Below are 20,308 nucleotides of genomic sequence, written 5' to 3'. Positions count from 1 at the left end.
ACCGGAGTACAACAGGTTACACTGTATCTTTCAAAAGTTATGACAGCTCTATGACAAGCCATTATAAATGTATGGGAGGTATGCGGAAAGAACGGGCCTTTCCAGGAATGACATCAATGAGTACAGCCGGGAATATATATATAACACCGCGTACGTTACTCCCGGCAAAAGTGGCATGCACAGGTAACCCCCGGTCCGCCGCACAGGCAAACAGGGGGTACTTTTGCACCGTTAGCTTAATCCCGGAACTATGATCTCTGCGACACCCGGCCTTCTTCGTTCCACTGGCCCTGCCACTGTGCAAGCTTGGCCTTGCGGACGGCATCCAGGCGCTTCTGCTTCTCTTCATCCACTCCGATAATAAAATGCAGATGTGAGGCAATAACCAGGAACGCGAAGACACACCAGACAAGACCGAAGCCCAGCACCCAGCTGGAACCATTCTGAAAAGACAGCTTCGGCAGCGCGTATAACAGCATGGCCAGGGCAACCAGCAGATACACAGAATGTTTGAATTTACTTCTTTTTCTCATTGCAGGACCGCTCCTTCGCTCTACAGGATTGTTAGAATGAATCTATATCTCTATTCTATGAACCTGCATCCTGAAATATGAGACAAGCTGCGTAATTTTTCAGCAGGGAGGTTTTTAATTATTGGCAGGTTCTAGCCTGCCTGCCTTCCGGTACAACTTCAACCCGTTTGTCACCAAAATCACTGCCGATTTCTCAAAGGACACCCACGGCAAGCTGGACCGCCGTCTCGGGATGGCCGCTACTATTCTGCTGTGTCTGGTAGAGGGCAAGCAGGATTAGCGGATTGCAAGAAATGAAATCATTTCATAAACGTGCTAAATGTGCGAAGTTGCGTTCGAAGCGAACGTTCAGAGATAGGTGTATTTTGTGCAATTAAAAATTGTGAAAAGGAAGACTTTCCTCTTCTAAGTGTAGTCTGTACAACTAAATTTGCCCGGATTGGCAAAAATCCAGGTATAGAGGCATTTTAATTGCACGAAATACAGCTAAATGGATATTTGAGAGTAAATCAGACGATTTAGTTGTACAGATTGCAATTACGCATCCCCACTACACCTTAACTAGGACACAGCCAACTCTCGGCAAGCGGTTATAGGCGTTCTCACACGTTTAAACCTGCTGTACTACTAGTACTGCATCAGATTAAGTATTGTGAATATGACCATTATCGGACCTTAACGAGGCAGCGCTCAATCCCGCAGCAGTCATTAGGATGCAGTAGGCGTTGGCACGATAGCAACTGCATTTTGTACAATGGAATGCTGTAAAAAAGGCTTCGAAATAGAATCTATTGTATTCGGTACAATTGAATGTTGAAAAAAGGCCATTTTTCACCCAAAATACAACATTCCACTGTATGAAATACAATAGAATCTCATTTTACGATCAGTAATGCATTTTCTATTGCAGGAAATACAATCAACTACTTGAATGTAAGAGCAGAAGTCGGTAACGGGTGCAGGATCAGTCTAATAGTAGCTCGATGTTCATCTTCAGCCTTTACACCCTGAGGTTCATTCTTACAGTTTTAAAGCGGATGCTGCACTAGACTAAAAGGGTGATTCCAGAGCCGTATGGCCCTGAAATCACCCTTTTTTTGTATCAGAGAGAATCCCCGATGCGCTGCCGGTGCTTATTGTGCGCCGTACATTTGGGACAGGCTGTCTGTGATGATTTTGTTCACATCTTCGATGACTACACTGAGGCGGCGTTCTGCGTCGAACAGACGGCGGATGCCGAGGTTCAGGTTAAGCACCTCAAAGAGCTTCTCCATCTTCTCCATGTCCTCCTGTGGAGGCATGTCCCCGCTCATCATCCGCTGCTGCAGCTCAATCTGGCTCTGGCGGAAGTTGTCGAGCATCTGCTTGCTCTCCGGATCTGCTTCGATCACCTTCATTGCACTGGTAATATCAGATACCTCACTGCTGTCTTTAATGGCACGCGCCAATTCATGCGCCTTGTCAATCACGTTCATTCTATTTCCTCCTCCAAATAATGTTCGTCTCTGCTTCGCTTCAAAAGCCCCCGCTCATTCAGCAGGCAGCGGATCTATGCCTGTCCAGCAGCCAGCCCGGGGGCTGTACGCGCCCAAATTTGACAGCCGCGCAAGTTCCTCCCGGGCACGCCTACTTCCTTCTGTGCTCCCGCCCTCCGGTCCAGGGTGCGCCTGCCAGCCCCCTGGCTGCCGGCGATATTAATCCGCCCGGCACGGCTTTTTCGGGAATAGGTCAATCACCAAGGGTCAGATGTCTCCATATGATGAATGATATGTAACCCTCAAGATTCATATTGCCGGCACCATGCTTGCCTACCGGAAGGAGATTCACGATGTCTAAGCTAAAGATCCCGGTTCAAACGGTCCACTCGGGCATCCTGCAGGAAAATGCTGTAATGCTAGGCGACAAATCCATGAAGAGGCTCAAAATACCGGCGCACGGAACCATTCAGCTGAACTTCGGCTCTTTCCGGCAGGAGGTTACTGTAATTCCTGTCCCCAAATCCGACAGCCTGCGTGTAAGTGAGGCACTCGGCCGGCGGCTTGGCTTAAGACAGCGCTTGACGCTTAACGCTTCCTACAGCACCGGCAGCCGCATTCTGCGTCTGGGGCCGATGATTGGCGTCCTGGTGAGCCGGGACCATCCCGAACAGCCGGAGCGGGTCTTCGGCCAGATCACCATGTTCTGCCGGGAGCTGACTCATGCCTGCCATGCACAAGGCGCCTATGTCTATTTCTTCACCCCAGAAGCGCTGGAATCACGCACCACTACCATCCAGGGCTGGGTCTACGATGAGGGCTGGCGGAAGCTGAGTCTTCCTGTTGCCGATGTGATCAACAATCGGCTGACCACGCGAAAGGTAGAGAATAAACCTAGCGTACAGCATTTTTTGGCAGATGTAAAATCCCGCTACGGAACCCACTTCTTCAACGAAAAGTTCCTAGACAAGACAGAGGTATTCGAGGCGCTGGCTCTGGACCCCGCCCTGCAGCGGTACTTGCCCGAATCGCATGCCCTGAACGGCCTCGCCATACTCAAAAAAATGTGCAGCAGCTACCCCAGTGTGTTCCTCAAGCCGGTACGCGGCAGCCTGGGCAAGGGCATTCTGCGCATTTCCAAAGAGGCAGGCGGCGGCTACCAGCTGCTGTCCACCACTCCGATGGGCACACGCAAACAGAGCTATTCCAGTCTGGCGAAGCTATTTCAGGCCATTGCCCCCAAGATGAAAACCACCCGCTTCCAGATCCAGCAGGGTCTCTCCCTGATGGAGCTGGGACGGCGTCCGGTCGATTTCCGGGCACTGGTGCAGAAGAACGGCACCGGCAAATGGGGCGTCACCTCCATCGTGGCCCGGACCGCCGGAAGCAATCATTTCGTCTCCAATCTTGCCCGCGGCGGCACGCTCAGTACGGTCAAGGAAGCCGTCGGCAAAAGCAGTCTTCCGGCCGGTGTCAAAGAGAGCACTCAGATTCAGCTGCCCCGAGCGGCGCTGGCCATTGCAAGAGGGGTTGAGACCTACATTCCCGCCCATTTCGGGGAGCTCGGCATCGACCTTGCACTTGACCAATCCGGCCGGATCTGGCTGCTGGAGGTCAACTCCAAGCCGTCCAAGAACGACAACACACCCCTGAATGATCAGAAAATCAGACCCTCAGTCAAACAAATGATTCTATACTGCCGTTATCTGGCCGGATTATAAGGAGGACATCATGACCACAACAGCAATGGGGTTCCTTGGCATTATGACAGGCCGTCGCCACGGGATTCCTCCCATCGCAGAGCCGGAGTTCTGCAGTCATCTCTGCCGTGCGGCCCCGCTGTATGAGCTGAAGGTCCTTGTTTTTCATCCGGAGGATGTGGCTGCGGACGGCTCCTATGTCCGCGGATATCAATGGCAGAACGGACAATGGGAGCCTGCGCAGGCTCCGCCGCCCGACATTCTTTATAACCGCTGCTTCTACCGGACACCGGAGGAGAAAAGGGCAGCTTCCGCTGCCCTGTCTGTATTGACCCGCTGTCTGCCCTGGTCACGCGGGCTTCCTGATAAATGGGGAGTCTACGAGATTCTGCGGCGCAGTCCCGCTGCCGCCCCCCTGCTGCCGGAAACTGAGCTATACAGCAGCAGCGAAGCGCTTGGCAATATGCTCGCCGGAAGGGAATACGGCGTCTTTCTGAAGCCCCGGACCGGCTCCCACGGCAAGCGCACCCTGCACGCTGTACTGCTCGGCAGAAGCGAAGGCGGGGGAGTGAAGGTGCGGGGCAGAGACCGGGATAACAAACCTTTTCAATATGTTTTCGGTACGCTGGACGAAGGTCTGGACTGGATCGGCCGCTTCATCGGCCAGCACCGCTATATCATACAGCCTTACCTGCATCTCACCGGCAGCGGAGGACAGCCGTTCGATGTACGTGTGCTGATGCAGAAGAACGGCACTGGTGCCTGGACCCTGACCGGCATGGCCGTCCGGCTCGGCACCCGGGGATCACTGACCTCCAATCTGCACGGCGGAGGCACGGCCGTTCCTGCTCTCCCCTTCCTGCTGGATGAATACGGCGCGGCAGGAAGAGACCTGCTGGAGGAGCTGACCCTGGTGTCTGCGCTCCTGCCTCCGCTGCTGGAAGAATCCTGCGGCAGACTCGGAGAGCTGGGCCTGGATTTTGGTATCGATGCCGGAGGAAGAATCTATCTGCTGGAAGCCAACTCCAAGCCAGGGCGCACGGTGTTCCGGCTGACGGGCGACCGCCGGGCTGCTAGACTCGCCGCCGAGAACCCGCTGCGCTATGCGCGCCATCTGCTGCTTAGCTCAAGCAGCCAGCACAAGCTGCCTCCCGGGCAGCTCCGTTCACACGGGAGAATGATATCTATGGTTCCAAAGGAGGATTCATAAATGGGTCTCACTTTTTGCAATGTCCATTTCACCAAGCAGCCTGATCGAGTAGTATATGTCTCGGGTGAACTGATGAGAAGCCTGAAATTATCCGGCAAGAAAAATATCCGCCTGCGCCTCGGAAAAGATGCCATCCCGGCCACGATCAAGCCGATCAAGCGTGCCGGCAAGCACCTCTTCCTGGCCTCGGGCGTCAAAAGCGCCATCAAGGTCCCGAAGTCCGGCGGCATCTACCTGCGCAATCTGCAGAATGACGAGGTGCAGCTCGGGCCGCTGGTCGGTGTGCTCTCAGACGGACCCGCTTCTGCTGCGCAGCCCTTCGGCTCCCGCACCGGCTTCATCAAGCAGCTGCTGCGCGAAGGCAGCAACAAATGCTACATCTTCGCCTTCATGCCGCGCGATATCGACTGGCAGCAGGAACAGGTCAACGGATATTTTCTGACGGCAAGCGGCCGCTTCGAGCGCAAGCTGGTGCCCCTGCCGGATGTCGTCTATAACCGCCTGCCCAGCCGCAGAGCTGAGACCTCTCCTTACATCAACCAGCTGCGCGAGCGCTTCGGACGCAAGAAGATTCCGTACTTCAACTGGAGCTTTTTCAACAAATCGGATGTCTACCGGCTGCTGGAGAATGACGGGGCAGCGAACCGCTTCGTGCCTGAAACGCACAGTAACCCCAGCTCAGAACAAATGCGGGATATGCTCGACCGTCACCACTTCGTCTATTATAAACCCTCGGCCGGCAGCCTGGGACACGGCATCTACCGCCTGACCTACCTGCCGAAGAAAGGGTATTTCGCCCGGTACCGCAGGAGCGGCAAGAATGTGCTGCTGCGCTTCACCAGCTTCGACAGCCTGATGCGTATGCTGCGGGGACGCCATGGGCAGAGCATGCAGAACTATGTGGTCCAGCAGGGTATCCGCCTTATTGAGATTGACAACTGCCCGATTGATTTCCGCTTCCACATGCACAAGAACGGCAGCAATCAATGGGTCGTCGTCGGAATCGGGGCCAAAAAAGCCGGACGGGGCAGTGTCACCACCCATCTGAAGAACGGCGGAGCGCTATTGACCCCGCAGCAGGCCCTCGGCCGTGTGTTCGGGGCCAGATCAGATGAGGTCCTCCAGCGCGCCAAGACCACTGCCGTCAAGCTAGCAGAATCTCTGGAGATCCAGCACCGCCATCTGCTCGGCGAGATCGGGTTCGACCTCGGCATTGACCAGGATGAGGATATCTGGATGTTCGAGGCCAATGCCAAACCGGGACGCTCTATCTTCCGCCACCCCTCCCTGCGCGCTGAGGGCAAAGCTTCCATTGAGCACATCCTGGAGCATTGTCTGTATCTCAGCAAATTCCGCAGGAGGGATGACTTGTGAACAGCCGGATACCCGATCCCAGTAAGCCCGTAATCGCCATTCTGACCACCAGTGACCGGCTTAAGCAGTTCCGCGGTAACCGCAATAACTTTCGCGACATTATCCGTACCGGCAGAGAAATGGGCTATATGGTCTATGTCATCACGGTCCGTGACCTGAAGCTGAATGAACAGACCGTGACCGGCTACGTGCCCTCCGCCAGCGGAAAGCTCTGGTACGCCATTCCTGTTCCGCTACCGCAGGTCATCTATAACCGGATTCCCAACCGCGAGGAGGAGGAGAAGGCACCGGTCGCGCGCAAAATTGCCGAGTGCCTGGAGCATCCCGAGATCTCGCTGTACAATCCGAGCTTCTTCAATAAATGGAATCTCTTCGAGTGGCTCAAGGAATCCAAGGCCACCTCGAGGCATGTGCCCAAAACCCGCCGCCTGCGCAGCGCAGCGACCCTTACCGCGATGCTGAAGAATCACGAGAGCCTCTATCTCAAGCCCGAGAAGGGCAAGGCGGGCAAAGGCATCATGCGGCTGGGATACCGGCCTGACACTCTCCTTCCCTACCGGCTGCAGATTCAGAGCGGCAAAAAAAACACCACCTACAAAGCAGCGTCTGTCGAACGGCTTTGGGCCCGAATCGGCCGGGAAAAAGGGTCCGCCCGCTATATTGTCCAGCAAGCCATCGTGCTTGCCGGACACCACGGCCGCCCCTTCGATCTGCGGGTGCTGCTGCAGAAGAACGGCCGGGGTGCCTGGGCGGTAACCGGTATCGGCGCCCGGTTGGCCGGGGCCCGCAGCATCACCACCCATGTTCCGCGCGGCGGCAGCATTGAAGACCCCTCCAGCATGCTGGAGGGAACCTTCGGGCCCGAGCAGGCAGAGGTTATCCTGAAGAATGTCTCTACCACGGCGCTGCTGGTGGCCCGGCAGATTGAGCGGGCTTCATCCAGCATGCTGGGCGAGATGTCGATGGACCTTGGGGTCGATGAAGAAGGCGGAGTATGGTTTTTTGAAGCCAATTCCCGCCCGATGAAGTTCGACGAGCCGGCAATCCGCAAGCTGTCACTCGAACGCATTTTCCAATACGGCAATCATCTGTCCCGCCAATCCAAATAATCCATTACCCGTCAAAGGAAGTGACACCATGCAGATATCCTCACTCTACGACAGCAATCCCGTACAGTGGGAATCCAGGCGAAACGGATTGCTTGAGTTCCTGAGGGAGTATGGGGAGCAGCGGATTACACTTCGCGGATGCAGGAGGCTGGCCCGGCTGACACCGGATCAGCTCGCCCTGCCGGGGGTCTCCCTGCTCGTTGCCACGGTGCGTGGTCAGAACGGCCGCCAGCTCGCAGGCGTCAGCTTCGTCTCCGGCTACGGCAAGGAGGCCTGTGTAGTCGCCGTACACCCCCTGTACCGGAACAGGCATACGGGCACAGCCCTGCTTGCTGCACAGCTGGAGCGCCTCGGGCAGCTGGAATGCCATGTGGCCTGCGACAATGCAGCCAGCCTCAAGATGTGCTTCAACATCGGCCTTTCCGCTGTTGATCTGGTCACCGGCCCTACAGGCAAGCCCACCCTGCTCTTGCGTTCCCCGGGGAGCGCAGTTGATCCCGCCATTCTCCCGCAAGGAGGTGAGCTCCTGTGCCAGAGCCCGTCCTAGGCATCCTCACCCTCTATCTGAACGACGCCAAGCAGCTCGAAGAGAAGAGTGTATACCGGAGGATGATTATTGAAGGCAGCCGGATTGGATTGGATGTCTTTGTATTCACCCCGGCAGATGTACATGTCAGCAAGGACCTGATCAATGCCATGGTCTATGATGTCAAAAGCGGAGTATGGTCGCGCAAATGGCGCTCCTTCCCGAATATGATCTATGACCGCTGCCGGATTCAGCGCAGCCAGCGCTTCCAGCAGCTGCTGCGCTTCCGTGCGCGGTACGACCATCTGACCTTCCTGAACCGCCCGCTGCGCAATAAATGGACGGTGCATCAGACCTTCTCCCAGCGGAGCCGCTTCCGGCCCCATATGCCGGAGACGCTGCTCTACCAGTCCTCTGCCGATCTGCACCGGATGCTGAAATCCAGCCCCGTCGTCTACGTCAAGCCGATTAACGGCACCGGGGGGCGCGGCATCCTGCGGATCGAACGCCAGCGTGAAGGCAAGTCCCTCTTCGATATCCAGGGACGCCGCCAGAGCCGCCAGATTATCGCCCCGCGCAAGGTGTCGCTGAACCGGCTGGAGACCATCGTCCGCCAGTGGTGCATCAGCGGTAAATTCCTCGTGCAGCAGGGCATCCCGCTGCGGCTGCCCAGCGGCCGGTTCCACGACTACCGGATGCTGGTGCAGAAGAACGGCCAGGGCGACTGGGAGTTCACCGGCATGGCCGGCCGGGTGGGCGCCGCGCGCAGCGTCACCTCGAACCTCCATGGCGGCGGGCATGCCATGAAGGCAGAGACGCTGCTGAAGCAGTGGCTCGGCAGCGAAGAGCGTGCCGACAAGGCCATGCGCGCTGCCGAGAAGCTGGGGATCGAGGCTGCCGCCTATCTCGAAGACAGCTTCGGCGCCCTCTGCGAGCTGGCCCTGGATCTGGCCATTGACCGCGAGGGCAAAATCTACGTGCTGGAAGTCAACCCCAAGCCCGCCCGCGAGGTCTTCGCCCGCTCCGGCGACAACAGCACCTACCGCAAAGCCCTGGTCCGCCCGCTGGAGTACGCAATGTGGGTGTATAAGAATAAGAATACGCCTAGTTCTTCTAAGGTGGTTGAGGAGTAGGGGTTATTATTAATCTATAAACGACAAGCGCCCCTCCGGATATGCGGAGAGGTGCTTGGCTTGGCGTAACGGACTGAGGCGCTCTTATTCGGGAAGAAATTCGTCATTTGGGCGAGTAACGGACTTCATAGGCCTTATCCTTAGCACTTCGGCTCCGAAACGTCTCATAGAGAGACACTAAGGTCGCCTGAGTCCGTTAAACTGCAAAAAGTGGCGTTTTCGCGGGGATAAGATCTCTCTGGTCCGTTATATTTTGAGTTGATAGGGTTTCACAAGCTTACCCATCCTTTTAAATCTGATGCTGTATTAGGTACAAGGTAGCGTTGTGGCATCCTCGTTTTCATTGTATTCTTTTTTGGCGAGGTTACTCGTCAACCAATTAAGAACATCTGCTAAATTGATTTTTTTCCTTCACTTATAATTATCGGGTTCTCCCTATGAATCTTATATATTAATGTTAAATTCCGGAGGTAAAAAAATTGAAAAAGACACTTTCGCTACTAATACCGTTAATTTTGATCCTAGCATCCTGCAGCTCGAATAAAAGCAATCTAAATACATATCTTATTCCAAACAACTATGTGGGCTGGGTGCAAATTATTTATAATCAAGAGGGGTTTACCGCTATCAAACAGGCTAATGGGAGAAACATTTTTACCATTCCTGAATCTGGAGTATTAAAAACTTCCACCCCAGATGTTGAATATGGGATATCTTTCGAAGAATTTTATTACTATGATGAACAAAATAAGCAACAAAAATTAGATGTGGATCAAATGATCCACGGTCACACTATAGGCGACGGCGAGTCAGTTACTAGTTCCGGTAAAATCGAGGGGCCTACAGTGCAGAGCTTTTTTGTAGGAAAAGAAGCTGAGCTTAAAAATACTCCTGATCCTGGTTATCCTGTTGAAACTCTTTGATATTGAAATAAAACATTTCGATTGGTGATACGCATTGCTCCCGAACGTTCAAGAGTCCCTTGTAAATAATCGCAGAGTTCATTGAACCTGTCGGTCAGGATATGTAATTGGGCTTCGCTAAAATAGGAGGCCACATATAAAATGAGCGGCGCAGCCGATTGTATGACAATATCATTTTGCAATACGTATTGGGCTGTTACCTTAAAATATTTGCCGAGGATATCCTGGCCATTCTCCAGGTTGAAGTTTTTAACGGCTTCGTTAAAGAAAGACAGTCTGCCGTCAAACTCTAATATGAGCTGCAATAGTTCTCTATAATTGTTCGCGCTTACAGTTGAGGCGTACGCCGTTCCATTAGGAACCAATACGCGGTTGATTTCAGAGAAAATCTTCCTGTGGTCCTGAAAATGGTACAGCAGGTGGTTCGCAATCAAAACTTCAAATGAATGATCCGGCCAAGGCATCTTCTCAGCATCAACGACTTCATAGTGAAACCGATTTAGGGGATCATTAATACTCCCTTTTGCCGTCTCTACCATTCCTCTTGAAGCATCAGTCAAGACAATTTCCGATTTGGATGGTAATTTACTCATGTTTTTTTCCCACAACACACCGGTCCCACAACCGATTTCTGCAATCTTCAGACCCTCGGTAAGTCCCAAATGCTCAAATACCCATTCATGCCAATCCCTCTTATGTTCACAATACTGATACAACTGTATCCTTGCATTCAAACGGTGTTCATTGGAATACTGGTCTTCAGAAAATTTTCGGACATGCGAAAATAACTCATCCCTGTTCATTAATCTGCACGGCACCTTTCGAGAAAAGGATCAAAAAGCGTTCTTTCAAGATCATACCCTCCTTCCGGCAATGAGCATATGAGGTTCCGCATTAATTCACCTGCCCTCTAAATTATAAATGTGTTTCTTTTATGTAATGGATTATTTAATATCTAACCCTAAATCCTCGCATATTTTATAAGGTTCACAGTAACTAACGCTTTTATCTATATCTATTACAAAATCTATCAGCAATCTTTCATTACTTTTCTCAAAAATTTTCAACCTGACATCTTCTCCATACGCTAAGCCCAGTAACTCGTCGACATCTTTTTTCTTGATCTCTTCATTGGTAGTTTTATTCAATACGACAACGTTAATATTTCTTATCTCCTTAAACCTTTCCCTACTTTTATTAACATCAACTGAATACGGTAGTTTTTTTTGTTCTAGCATAACCTCTACTTTTTCAATAAACTTTTCATTGTTCGAAAAGCTAATGTTAGAAAGTTCTCGCTTTACTAAGGATTTTGATTCGATGATCCAAGGTGCAAGGAAAAAAAAGAGAAACGTAGTCCCAAAACAAATGAGAAGCAAAAGTGGTAATTTTTTTTCTAATAGGTGTTTTGCAAAAAAAAGATAGGCGATGATACTTAACACCAAAAGGGTAGCGTAAAAAAATAAAGAATCATAGTGAGTTACTGTGAATAAGTCACCAACACCAATAGAAAAGATTATCCCTATAACCAAAAACCAAATACCTACACCCATGGCTGCGCTTAAGGCAACAAAAAATAAACTCGTTTTCATTGTATTCTCCTTTGACGAGGTTACTCGGCTTTCTATCACCCAAAGATAACTAAGCTTGACCATATTTCAAATGGTACTGTGCTCCTTCCTCTAAATTCCTCATTCATCAACCAATTATAAATATCGGGTTAAATTGAAATTTTCCCCTTCACTTAGAATATCGGATTTCCCTTATTAATCATGTTTATCATTTTCATGAAAGTTGGAAGAAACAGGTGATAAATTACTGCCTATATAAAAAGTGTATTATACATATATACATTGTTAAATTCCGGAGGCAGAAAAATTGAAAAAGACACTTTTCCTACTGATACCGTTGTTATTATTGGTCCTTGCATCCTGCAGCTCTAATAAAAGCAAACTAAATACATATCTTATTCCAAAAAATTATGTGGGTTGGGTCCAGATTATTTATAATCAAGAGGGGTTTACCGCTATCGGACAGGCTAATGGGAGAAACATTTTTACCATTCCTGAATCTGGAGTACTAAAAACATCCACTCCAGATGTTGAATATGGGGTATCTTTCGAAGAATTTTACTACTATGATGAACAAAATAGGCAACAAAAAATCGATGTCGATCAAATGATCCATGGTCACCATATAGGCGACGGCGAGTCGGTTAATGGTTCCGGTAAAATCGAAGGGCCTACGGTCCAGGAGTTTTTTGTCGGAACAGAAACTCAGCTTCAAAATACTCCTGATCCGGATTATCCTGTTGAGCTTATGAAGTAAGGTGAATAAATTTCGATGTGAGGAAAGGATAGTGCACACATGGAAAATGTATCTAATGCAGATCAATTGGAATCCATAACCTCTATGCAATCCACAGTCAAAAAACTTGAGAGCGCTTTGTCCCAAATGACTCAAAGTGGCGCCAATACTACCCTGGTAACCAAACGGCTCCATGCTGTATCCATCGGTTTAGCGGTTCTGGAAAATGTCTGGAATCAAAAGCCTCATTCATATACACCTGAAGATTTAGCAGAGGCCGGCAAGGTTCTCACTGGTTTAACCCCTTCAGTGGAGAACAGTTATGCCAAGTCAAAGGCGGGCAGTCCACAAAGAACGCTTTTGGAGCGGAGAATTAAGGCTTTGAGGCTGGCTGTTCAGGCGATTGAGGAAATATCTTAATAGAGATTTAACTCTCCTACGAACTCATTTACTTTTGATGCAAAAGAATCCCAGCTTGTATCATACCCTACACCATAATTCCACCCGTTAGAACGCAGCTTTTGAGCTAAATGGATGTAATCAGCACGTTGCTTATCGTTTAGGCTAACATCAAAAGTACCATCACCAACCTTGTACTCATTCATGTAATCGTACAATTTCATAAGAATATCTTCTTTATCCTTATCTCTTTCCATACCACTGTGTAAGATAATTGAATCGATGGCATTATCTAGTTTCTGTGTAACAAGCGTTTCATTTTTCCATTGATTATCTTGTTGATACTGTATAGTTTCTTCAAGTTGAACTAGATCTCGTTGAATATAAGCATTCAATATTTCATATTTTAAATCTTCATTTCTGTTGACTCGTATACGATCCATAAATAATGCAGCATTTCCGAATAGAGAAACTAATAAAATTACTAAAATCCAGTTTTTCTTCTTCATATTTTCTCCAACCCCTCCTGATGGCAATATAAAAACCAACAACAGTCTTGAACTAAAAAGTCCCAGACTGCCGTTGATTTATCGGATTTTATTATTCTTCTACACCTGTAGGCAGGTTTTTAACTGTTGCATGTGGCTTCGTGTACATTTTAGTTTCCGTGAAATGTATTGGCGAAGAATTTGATCAGGAATGATAACGGATATAAATTGGGGGAAGGACCCTTGTTCTCTTCATCCGGTGCTTCTCTTCGTCTGGCAGTACGTATGATCCAACGCTGAATGCTGCTCGGTTGCGAGAGTCTGACAGCCACATACCAAGTTGAACCCGCTGCAGCAATGTCATGATCCCAGTGAATCTCCCGTACAGAAAAATGGGCAAATGGAAATGATATTAAGGAATAATAAGTGCGATTGAGAACGCCAATTGAACCAAGTCATAAAAATGCTCCAGCCAGGTTCACCTCCGTATGAGCAATATGGGATAAAGTTGAATACAGTTCATACGTTAGATCAACGTTGTCGTTTCACTTATCTGCACGTTAGATTGACACATAGCAGCACATCCTGCTCCTCACCCTTTTGATCCACAATAGAAATTTGCTCAGGCGGTTTTTCCAGGCTTTTCCCTCTAACTAACAGCTGTTGTTCCCCTTCGATGGGGTACCTTCTTATATACACTCCTGAACCGATATCCTCATACGGATACTTGTCAAAATCGCTCCAATTCAGTGCAGCTCCCTTGTCCGCTAAGCTCTCTAATTCATTTAACGAAATATAGCCGCTTGTTCCTAGCTCCTTATTACTTTGGCAGGCTGTACTGAACATTAAGAGAAATAACAATGTCACTGAAAACTTGAGGCATTTGGATAGTGTCATACAATCCCTCCAGGTTCTTATCATTCCACTGGTAATCTTAGGGATAATTATATCGTAATTTAAACAAGGAAGTCATAAAAACCGCCATATTAAATTCACTCCGGCCTTGAGTAAAGCTTTTCAATCAAATGATTTCTATACAGTTCAAGAGATTGCTGAGGTGGAACTCGTTAATACATTAACTTAAAAAGGATGTTAAGAGTGTATGCACACTCTTAACATCCTTTTTACTATCTTCACTTCACTTCAGTCCCATAGCTCTCCTTCCAATGCTCCAGCCACTGCGAATAATCCAGCCCTTTGATCTCCTTCAGCGTCTTCCCTTCGATGGAGTACTCTCCGCCGGCCACGATGAGATTCTTGATTATGCTTAGCGGACCCGAGGTTCCGCCTATGACCTCATGATCTGCAAGCATGACATTTACGGCAATCCTGTATTCGTCCGGGGGATATTGCTGTTCCAGGGGATGATTCTCTACGAGGAATCGGTAAGTTATGATTTTTTTGCCAAAATAGGCATCAGGTTCTTGCTTCTGCACCGACCAGAGCTGCATGTAATCCAGATTCTCAAGCATGGTCTGATCCAATGTGTATTGGGCAACTTCTCCTGCAGGGTCAACGATACTGTAACCAAGAGTCTCAACATATCTGGCGGCGATTTGCTCGTCAGTCTCACCTTCGGGAGCGCCCCCCTTGTTGCTGCATCCCATTATGGCCAGCAGTGCCAGGCTAAGCATTAGGAATAATCCTATGAGCCGGTTCATTCGTTTCGTCCCAATCTCATTGCAATACGTCTGAGGCTCTTCTTCTCTGGACAGCGGAGATTACAAGCGGGACAGCAAAGACAAGAGATAGTCCGAACAGGACGATAGCTGTAATTAAAGAGTTATGCCCTCCGTCAGAAGAAGCGGCATGATGGCCACCACCCACCAGGATTGCCCCTTCATTGGAATTGCGGTTCATAGAATTCAAGGCATCTGCCGATTCGCTAACCGCATCCCTAACCTCTGAAGGACTGATATTCTGCTCATTCGTTAAATCAATATAGGTCTCGTTAACCTCATTGTTTATATAGAGATAATCCAGCTCGTAGCGTTTGTCGTCAATAAGCTCTACAGTGCCCTTTCCGGCATACTCTGCTTCCAGCCGCTTCACGGTGTTGTCAAAATCATTATGATTACTGATGTTATAGATGGTCCATGCTCCTGACTCCAGTGTAGCTTCGATCACTCCAACCTGGGCCTCTTCCAGATAAAGAGGAAATTTATAACCTGCCATTTCATGTGAAATGGAGTTGTCATGGACATTCAACTGGTAATAGGGGATTCCTTCCCCCAGAGTGGCCTCATGAAAGCTTGTTTTGCCCGTACCATGAAAGTTATCCTTCTGGGCTTCAAGGCTATCCGCATAATACTCTTTATATTCCTGCTCAATGGCCCCTTTGATCTCTGCCCCAGCCTTCTCAAGACCATAATCGGCATATGCCGTATTTCCAGCCAGTGATAGAGCCAGGACAGCGGTTAATAGCAACGCACGAATTTTCAAAAAAAGCCCTCCAATTGTTGTTTGTATTAGATCATTAATTTCAATTAATATTGTTTACTGTATTAACCCACTTATAAGTAGAATTGCTCTTGAACGTAGAATAGCCTTGAACGTTGCTCGAACCATCTGCCGGATCAATATAATATAAGTTCTGAATATTGTTAGTGGTGTTGTAGTAATACCCTTTAACTACAAAGGCATGGCCAATACTCGAGCCAGCCTTGCTCGTGAACGCAAGAACATTGGAGTAATTATCTATATTGCTGACTAAACTATTGTACGACGGCACACTTAGTGATGCAGATGAGCTTACGCCATAGGCGGCAAGTCCTGCCTGGGCATCGTAGACCGTCCCGGCCGTGTCCATGTATATGCCCTTTGCAGCCTTCACTATATTTTGCTGGGTGGCGCTGGATTTCCCCAGATATTGTCCAGCCATGCTGGATACTGCCGCCCAGCACAGATAGCTGCCCTGTTGTACTTGGGAGGTTACGTCATGAATACGGGCTCCAGAAGCGGCGTATACGCTGCCTGCCAATAGAGAAGCGGAGATTATCGAACTAAACAGAATTGACAGCGATTTCAATTTCATTTTTTTCACTTTTTCAAATCCCTCTTGGAGTATTGATCTATCGGCCGACAGAACTGTAGATAATACTATCATAAAATACTATATTTGGAATATCTAAATTAAAGCTTTTATATTGATAATCATAGATTTAACAGTCCGCCAAAAGCTTATTTTCAGCTTGTCTCATCAGATTTAAGTATACACCTTGTGCAATCAGTTAACTAGACGTATACTTCTAGTAAAGGGGCGATGAGATGAGCAGAATGAAGAAAATCACGATATTTACAGGTATTGGATTGTTGAGCGTTGTTGTCATAGCCATTGTTGCGGTCTACGCCTTCGTAATCCAGCGGCCGGTGACCACTACCCCCGTAATCGCAGAAGCGAAGCCTTACGAGTGGAATAAGGTGAAGCTGGGCGGGAATATTCTTTCCAGTGATGGATCGGAGTATTTCATCTGGACTAAGAGCGGTGAGAGCAACAACTGGATCATCTTCTTTTCCGGCGGCGGGGTCAGCTGGGATGCCCGGAGCGCTGCCCACCCCATTAAAATTATGAACTTTATTAAAGGCGGGGATACAGGCAACTATTTCGCTGACATTCCGTTCTATATGCTGACTTTGCTGGGCGGGATGATGGATACGGACAAACCGGATAATCCTTTTCACGGCTGGAATGTGGTCTACCTCCCTTATTCCACAGGTGACTTCCACATTGGTAACCGCGCCGCTACGTATTCGCGTGAGGACGGGAGCACCTTCACCATGCGGTATAACGGGCGTACTAATGTGCGCAGCAGCCTTGACTGGATCTATGCGAACGTGGCTAAGCCCGATAAGCTGCTGATTGCAGGCGAGAGCGCCGGGGGATTCGGGTCCGCCTTCTGGGCACCCGAGATTGCTTCACATTACCGCGATTCTGAGATTTTCCAATATGCAGACAGCTCCTTCCTGAAGTCAGACAAGTGGCCGCAGGTGATGAAGCAGGAATGGGACTCGGATTTCACTGCAACCTTCGGGTATGCGCCGGAGGCAGATATCATCGGGGCTGCTTTTCGCGCGAATGGCCGGCTGCTGCCTGCAGGTACGGTGCTTTTACAAGCCTACTCGGTATATGATGAGATCCTGATCCACTTTCAGAACAAGATTAACGATTACAACGGGCCACGGGACCAGAAACTCATTAAGGAGTGGTCAGAGGAAATGCGGCAATCAGTAGCTGCTCTAGCGGCAACGGTTCCTAATTATTATTACTATCTGACGGATTACGGGCTGAACGCTGAGAACTGGACAACTCCGCACACTTTTTCCACCCGGGAGACCTTCTATCAGGCGGAGCAGGATGGTGTGAAGCTTGTGAAGTGGCTGGGGGATGCGGTCAATCAGCAGAAGCGCTATTCGGTAGGCAGCGAGTTCTTGGGGACAACAGCACCTGCTCAGGAGTAGCTTTTGCAGCAGCGGTATTTTCGCAGGAAGATAGGAGAGAAGATCATTGAATTTACGTGAAAAGCAAATGCAAATGACCAAAGAGCTCATTAAGGAGGCCGCGCTGGGCCTATTCTGTACTCAGGGGATCGAACGCACGGATATGGCACAGATCGCCGGACAAGCCGGTGTCTCCCGCCGCACGTTGTACCTTCATTATAAGGACAAGGAAGATTTAGCCGCTAAGCTCTATGTGGATAATCTGGAACGGATGTTTGGCAGGCTGCTGTTTGATTTCGATTTTGCCCGGCCTGTTTCCTCCCTGGAGAAGATTCTGGATCAATATCTGGCATTAAAAGATCATCACGAGGCACTGATCTATTATGATGCTATTTTTGGAGTGTATTATAGCACCCTGTCCAAGGATCCGGCGGAGCTGCCTGATTTCAAGAGAGCTATGGAGGTCTGGTATTCCCGGTACATCAACCTTGAGACAGCAGCGGTGGCTCCAGAGTATCAAAAAAAGTGGCTGGATCTTCTGCAGAAGTCCACCCACCTGTATTTCATGTATTTACAAAAATCCGTAATTCTGTCTCATCAGCGGGGCGGTTCCGTTACGGAGGAAGACCGGGCAGCGGACCGGCAATTCAAGGATTTCATTATGGCTGGCGTGCGGGCAACCTGACGATAATCGTTGTTCCCTCTTTTACCGCACCGTCCAGCTCAATACTGCCCTGATGCAGGGAGACGATTTTTGAGACAATTGCCAGTCCCAGACCGTTCCCGTTATTACTTCCATTCCGCGACTTGTCTATGGTATAGAATCTTTGGAATACGGCACCCCACTCTTCCGGGGAGATCCCGATGCCATTATCGCTGATCATGACCGCAACTTCTGCTGCACTGTGATCTATACGGATGCGGATCTTTCCGCCTTCAGGCGTGAACTTGATGCTGTTGCCCAGCAGATTCATCCACACCTGCTTCAGCTGATCTTCATCGCCATTGATATAGACCGCTTCCGGCAGCTCCAGATCGATAACGATGCTTCGGGCTGACCATTGCGGCTCACAGGTCACCACGATGGTTCTAATCTGCTCATCAAGCCGGAAGGAGACTGCCGAGAAGGGGTGATGCTCGGAATCCAGAGAAGCCAGCTTCAGCAGATTATCACTCAGCCGTGACAGACGTCCACTCTCCGCAATGATGATATCCAGATAGTCCTTACGCTCCTCTTCCGCAATCAAATCATTGTTCTGCAGCGCCTTGGCAAAACCCGAAATGGAGGTAAGCGGTGTCTGGATTTCATGGGAGACATTAGAGACGAAATCCTGCCTCATCTGCTCCAGCTGCTTCAGTTCTCCCGCCATCTCCACATAGCTCTGTGTCAGCTCTCCGATCTCGTCTACACGGTTCATTCTGAGATCCACTTCGAAATCACCTTTGGCCAGTCTTCGGGTGGCATTCGTCAAAGCCTTAATCGGCTCCACCAGGTATCTGGCAGCAATAAGAATGCTTACACTTCCCAGCAACAGCACGAGCAGCAGCACAAAGAGTACCAGACGGTTGACGATATGTTCGTTCTCGGCTGAGTACTGCAGGAACATCGCACGCCACTCCCCCTTGAGCATAAAGGGCATTCCAATGAACGTATCATTATCTTCCGTGGAAGAACGATAGACCTTCCCCTGCAACACTTGCCGGACAGCCCCGGGACTGATGGTAACAGCCGGACTATCCGCGAGCCCATAGAAAGTATGTTCCCCCGACTGGTCGTACAAATGGATAGGATGCGCCGATACCTTAACCATACTATTCAGGAACTCATCCGTATCTTCAGGCCTGGCATCATCATAGCGGTGAATGATCTCCCTGCCCACTGTAATCATCTCGTTCTGTCCCTCATAGCTTATTTGCTTCTGAAATACATACAAGCCGATGAAAAAGGAACAGATCAGACTAAAGACAATAATGCCGAGAAATGTGAGAATGACCCGAACATACAGTGTCTTGATCATGACTCAGGGATCAGGCGGTAGCCCAGACCGCGGGCAGTTTCGATATGAAAACCCTCGCCATTGCCGCTGAACTTCTCTCTCAGCCGGCTGACATGCACATCCACAGTCCGGCCGTCCCCTTCATAATTCAAACCCCAGATTTGCTGGATCAGCTGTTCTCTGGTGAAGATCTGCCTGGGGTGGCTGACCAGCAAAAACAGAAGATCAAATTCCTTCAAAGGTAACGTGACCGGCATTCCACCGCGTGTAACCTGAAAAGTCCGGCGGTTAAGCACCACATTGCCAAGCTGTACGGACTGGGAAGTGACAACCAGTGAGCGTTTGAGCAGTGCTTTTACCCGCATGACCAGCTCAACCGGATCAAAGGGCTTGGTCAGATAATCGTCCGTTCCGAGCTGAAATCCTTTCACTTTATGGGCCGATTCCGCTTTGGCCGTTACCATGAGAAGGGGCAGGTTGGCATCCGTACGCCGGATTTCCCGGCACAGCTCCCAGCCGTTCAGTCCCGGCATCATAATATCCAGAATCACAAGATCGACATGCGAGTTCTCAATGGTGGACATCGCCTTGGTTCCATCCCCGGCTTCTTCGAGGTCGAACCCTTCTTTGCGCAGATATAGAGACATCAGCTTCCGGATATTGTCATCATCATCCGCGATCAGTATAGTAGCCACGA

Annotated in this window: 23 protein-coding genes; 12 read left to right on the top strand and 11 right to left on the bottom strand. The window is 49.6% G+C overall.

The features are described from left to right. Positions 1 to 248: 248 nt before the first annotated feature. Positions 249 to 533 carry a hypothetical protein gene (locus tag NST69_RS08430; protein ID WP_342548992.1) on the bottom strand — a complete coding sequence of 95 codons (285 nt, stop codon included), beginning with the start codon at positions 531 to 533 and terminating at the stop codon, positions 249 to 251. Between the two features lie 121 nt (positions 534 to 654). Here NST69_RS08430 and NST69_RS08425 point away from each other — a divergent pair, with 121 nt between their 5' ends. Further along, positions 655 to 813 (top strand): hypothetical protein, encoded by a 159-nt coding sequence (locus tag NST69_RS08425; protein ID WP_340954548.1) that lies wholly within the window; start codon positions 655 to 657, stop codon positions 811 to 813. Positions 814 to 1,666: 853 nt separating this feature from the next. Here the strand turns inward: NST69_RS08425 and NST69_RS08420 are convergent. Then, the gene (locus NST69_RS08420; protein WP_036691219.1) at positions 1,667 to 2,008 is read right to left on the bottom strand and encodes a YlbF family regulator; all 342 of its coding nucleotides are present in this window, start codon (positions 2,006 to 2,008) and stop codon (positions 1,667 to 1,669) included. A 353-nt stretch (positions 2,009 to 2,361) separates the two neighbouring features. Here NST69_RS08420 and NST69_RS08415 point away from each other — a divergent pair, with 353 nt between their 5' ends. The 7 genes from NST69_RS08415 to NST69_RS08385 all read left to right on the top strand — a co-directional run bounded on the left by NST69_RS08415 (position 2,362) and on the right by NST69_RS08385 (position 9,983). Further along, complete coding sequence (locus NST69_RS08415) at positions 2,362 to 3,729, top strand: YheC/YheD family protein (RefSeq protein WP_036721601.1); 1,368 nt, start codon at positions 2,362 to 2,364, stop codon at positions 3,727 to 3,729. Positions 3,730 to 3,739: 10 nt separating this feature from the next. Beyond that, on the top strand, positions 3,740 to 4,918 hold the full coding sequence (locus NST69_RS08410; RefSeq protein ID WP_051477744.1) for a YheC/YheD family protein: 1,179 nt from the start codon (positions 3,740 to 3,742) through the stop codon (positions 4,916 to 4,918). Further along, the gene (locus tag NST69_RS08405) at positions 4,919 to 6,292 is read left to right on the top strand and encodes a YheC/YheD family protein (RefSeq protein WP_036721599.1); all 1,374 of its coding nucleotides are present in this window, start codon (positions 4,919 to 4,921) and stop codon (positions 6,290 to 6,292) included. Next, positions 6,289 to 7,401 (top strand): YheC/YheD family protein, encoded by a 1,113-nt coding sequence (locus NST69_RS08400; RefSeq protein ID WP_036721597.1) that lies wholly within the window; start codon positions 6,289 to 6,291, stop codon positions 7,399 to 7,401. Before NST69_RS08405 ends, NST69_RS08400 begins: the two co-directional genes overlap by 4 nt. Before the next feature lie 28 nt (positions 7,402 to 7,429). Next, the gene (locus NST69_RS08395) at positions 7,430 to 7,948 is read left to right on the top strand and encodes an N-acetyltransferase (protein ID WP_342548991.1); all 519 of its coding nucleotides are present in this window, start codon (positions 7,430 to 7,432) and stop codon (positions 7,946 to 7,948) included. Continuing rightward, the gene (locus tag NST69_RS08390; RefSeq protein WP_209872563.1) at positions 7,930 to 9,060 is read left to right on the top strand and encodes a YheC/YheD family protein; all 1,131 of its coding nucleotides are present in this window, start codon (positions 7,930 to 7,932) and stop codon (positions 9,058 to 9,060) included. Before NST69_RS08395 ends, NST69_RS08390 begins: the two co-directional genes overlap by 19 nt. Before the next feature lie 479 nt (positions 9,061 to 9,539). Beyond that, complete coding sequence (locus NST69_RS08385) at positions 9,540 to 9,983, top strand: hypothetical protein (RefSeq protein ID WP_342548990.1); 444 nt, start codon at positions 9,540 to 9,542, stop codon at positions 9,981 to 9,983. Here NST69_RS08385 and NST69_RS08380 read toward each other — a convergent pair. Both NST69_RS08380 and NST69_RS08375 read right to left on the bottom strand, forming a co-directional pair. Continuing rightward, the gene (locus NST69_RS08380; RefSeq protein ID WP_342548989.1) at positions 9,962 to 10,786 is read right to left on the bottom strand and encodes a class I SAM-dependent methyltransferase; all 825 of its coding nucleotides are present in this window, start codon (positions 10,784 to 10,786) and stop codon (positions 9,962 to 9,964) included. The genes NST69_RS08385 and NST69_RS08380 overlap by 22 nt on opposite strands. Before the next feature lie 141 nt (positions 10,787 to 10,927). After that, complete coding sequence (locus NST69_RS08375) at positions 10,928 to 11,575, bottom strand: hypothetical protein (RefSeq protein WP_342548988.1); 648 nt, start codon at positions 11,573 to 11,575, stop codon at positions 10,928 to 10,930. 286 nt (positions 11,576 to 11,861) lie between these two features. Between NST69_RS08375 and NST69_RS08370 the strand changes: the two genes are divergently transcribed. Continuing rightward, on the top strand, positions 11,862 to 12,311 hold the full coding sequence (locus NST69_RS08370) for a hypothetical protein (RefSeq protein WP_342548987.1): 450 nt from the start codon (positions 11,862 to 11,864) through the stop codon (positions 12,309 to 12,311). 39 nt (positions 12,312 to 12,350) lie between these two features. Next, a complete protein-coding gene (locus NST69_RS08365; protein WP_342548986.1) occupies positions 12,351 to 12,710 on the top strand; it encodes a hypothetical protein in 360 nt (119 codons plus the stop codon). Here NST69_RS08365 and NST69_RS08360 read toward each other — a convergent pair. The 5 genes from NST69_RS08360 to NST69_RS08340 all read right to left on the bottom strand — a co-directional run bounded on the left by NST69_RS08360 (position 12,707) and on the right by NST69_RS08340 (position 16,211). Beyond that, positions 12,707 to 13,198 carry a hypothetical protein gene (locus NST69_RS08360; protein WP_342548985.1) on the bottom strand — a complete coding sequence of 164 codons (492 nt, stop codon included), beginning with the start codon at positions 13,196 to 13,198 and terminating at the stop codon, positions 12,707 to 12,709. The genes NST69_RS08365 and NST69_RS08360 overlap by 4 nt on opposite strands. A 528-nt stretch (positions 13,199 to 13,726) precedes the next feature. Beyond that, the gene (locus NST69_RS08355) at positions 13,727 to 14,074 is read right to left on the bottom strand and encodes a hypothetical protein (RefSeq protein ID WP_342548984.1); all 348 of its coding nucleotides are present in this window, start codon (positions 14,072 to 14,074) and stop codon (positions 13,727 to 13,729) included. A gap of 236 nt (positions 14,075 to 14,310) precedes the next feature. Then, positions 14,311 to 14,811, bottom strand: coding sequence for a hypothetical protein (locus tag NST69_RS08350; RefSeq protein WP_342548983.1), 501 nt, complete (start codon positions 14,809 to 14,811; stop codon positions 14,311 to 14,313). A gap of 43 nt (positions 14,812 to 14,854) precedes the next feature. Then, a complete protein-coding gene (locus NST69_RS08345) occupies positions 14,855 to 15,619 on the bottom strand; it encodes a hypothetical protein (RefSeq protein ID WP_342548982.1) in 765 nt (254 codons plus the stop codon). A gap of 40 nt (positions 15,620 to 15,659) precedes the next feature. Then, positions 15,660 to 16,211: a papain-like cysteine protease family protein gene (locus NST69_RS08340; RefSeq protein ID WP_342550116.1), complete on the bottom strand. Its 552-nt coding sequence runs from the start codon at positions 16,209 to 16,211 to the stop codon at positions 15,660 to 15,662. Positions 16,212 to 16,444: 233 nt separating this feature from the next. Here NST69_RS08340 and NST69_RS08335 point away from each other — a divergent pair, with 233 nt between their 5' ends. Together NST69_RS08335 and NST69_RS08330 are read left to right on the top strand one after the other, a co-directional pair. Continuing rightward, positions 16,445 to 17,635 carry a pectin acetylesterase-family hydrolase gene (locus NST69_RS08335; RefSeq protein ID WP_342548981.1) on the top strand — a complete coding sequence of 397 codons (1,191 nt, stop codon included), beginning with the start codon at positions 16,445 to 16,447 and terminating at the stop codon, positions 17,633 to 17,635. A 46-nt stretch (positions 17,636 to 17,681) separates the two neighbouring features. Next, complete coding sequence (locus NST69_RS08330; protein ID WP_342548980.1) at positions 17,682 to 18,299, top strand: TetR/AcrR family transcriptional regulator; 618 nt, start codon at positions 17,682 to 17,684, stop codon at positions 18,297 to 18,299. On the opposite strand, the gene NST69_RS08325 is transcribed toward NST69_RS08330, so the two are convergent. Next, on the bottom strand, positions 18,274 to 19,632 hold the full coding sequence (locus NST69_RS08325; protein ID WP_342548979.1) for a HAMP domain-containing sensor histidine kinase: 1,359 nt from the start codon (positions 19,630 to 19,632) through the stop codon (positions 18,274 to 18,276). The two genes, NST69_RS08330 and NST69_RS08325, sit on opposite strands and share 26 nt — an antisense overlap. Then, positions 19,629 to 20,306: a response regulator transcription factor gene (locus NST69_RS08320; RefSeq protein ID WP_342548978.1), complete on the bottom strand. Its 678-nt coding sequence runs from the start codon at positions 20,304 to 20,306 to the stop codon at positions 19,629 to 19,631. The genes NST69_RS08325 and NST69_RS08320 overlap by 4 nt, the downstream gene beginning before the upstream one ends. Positions 20,307 to 20,308 lie beyond the last annotated feature (2 nt).

Source organism: Paenibacillus sp. FSL P2-0089 (assembly GCF_038595095.1).
Classification (GTDB): Bacteria; Bacillota; Bacilli; order Paenibacillales; family Paenibacillaceae; genus Paenibacillus_AQ; species Paenibacillus_AQ silagei.
Note: the sequence above shows the minus strand (reverse complement) of the source record. Positions and strands in the feature narration are given on the sequence as shown.

Coding starts and splice junctions, on each gene's coding strand:
- NST69_RS08375 (WP_342548988.1), bottom strand. CDS start 11,575: ATGAAAACGAGTTTATTTTTTGTTGCCTTAAGCGCAGCCATGGGTGTA.
- NST69_RS08325 (WP_342548979.1), bottom strand. CDS start 19,632: ATGATCAAGACACTGTATGTTCGGGTCATTCTCACATTTCTCGGCATT.
- NST69_RS08430 (WP_342548992.1), bottom strand. CDS start 533: ATGAGAAAAAGAAGTAAATTCAAACATTCTGTGTATCTGCTGGTTGCC.
- NST69_RS08350 (WP_342548983.1), bottom strand. CDS start 14,811: ATGCTTAGCCTGGCACTGCTGGCCATAATGGGATGCAGCAACAAGGGG.
- NST69_RS08410 (WP_051477744.1), top strand. CDS start 3,740: ATGACCACAACAGCAATGGGGTTCCTTGGCATTATGACAGGCCGTCGC.
- NST69_RS08335 (WP_342548981.1), top strand. CDS start 16,445: ATGAGCAGAATGAAGAAAATCACGATATTTACAGGTATTGGATTGTTG.
- NST69_RS08395 (WP_342548991.1), top strand. CDS start 7,430: ATGCAGATATCCTCACTCTACGACAGCAATCCCGTACAGTGGGAATCC.
- NST69_RS08365 (WP_342548986.1), top strand. CDS start 12,351: ATGGAAAATGTATCTAATGCAGATCAATTGGAATCCATAACCTCTATG.
- NST69_RS08355 (WP_342548984.1), bottom strand. CDS start 14,074: ATGACACTATCCAAATGCCTCAAGTTTTCAGTGACATTGTTATTTCTC.
- NST69_RS08360 (WP_342548985.1), bottom strand. CDS start 13,198: ATGAAGAAGAAAAACTGGATTTTAGTAATTTTATTAGTTTCTCTATTC.
- NST69_RS08415 (WP_036721601.1), top strand. CDS start 2,362: ATGTCTAAGCTAAAGATCCCGGTTCAAACGGTCCACTCGGGCATCCTG.
- NST69_RS08420 (WP_036691219.1), bottom strand. CDS start 2,008: ATGAACGTGATTGACAAGGCGCATGAATTGGCGCGTGCCATTAAAGAC.
- NST69_RS08405 (WP_036721599.1), top strand. CDS start 4,919: ATGGGTCTCACTTTTTGCAATGTCCATTTCACCAAGCAGCCTGATCGA.
- NST69_RS08380 (WP_342548989.1), bottom strand. CDS start 10,786: ATGAACAGGGATGAGTTATTTTCGCATGTCCGAAAATTTTCTGAAGAC.
- NST69_RS08340 (WP_342550116.1), bottom strand. CDS start 16,211: ATGAAATTGAAATCGCTGTCAATTCTGTTTAGTTCGATAATCTCCGCT.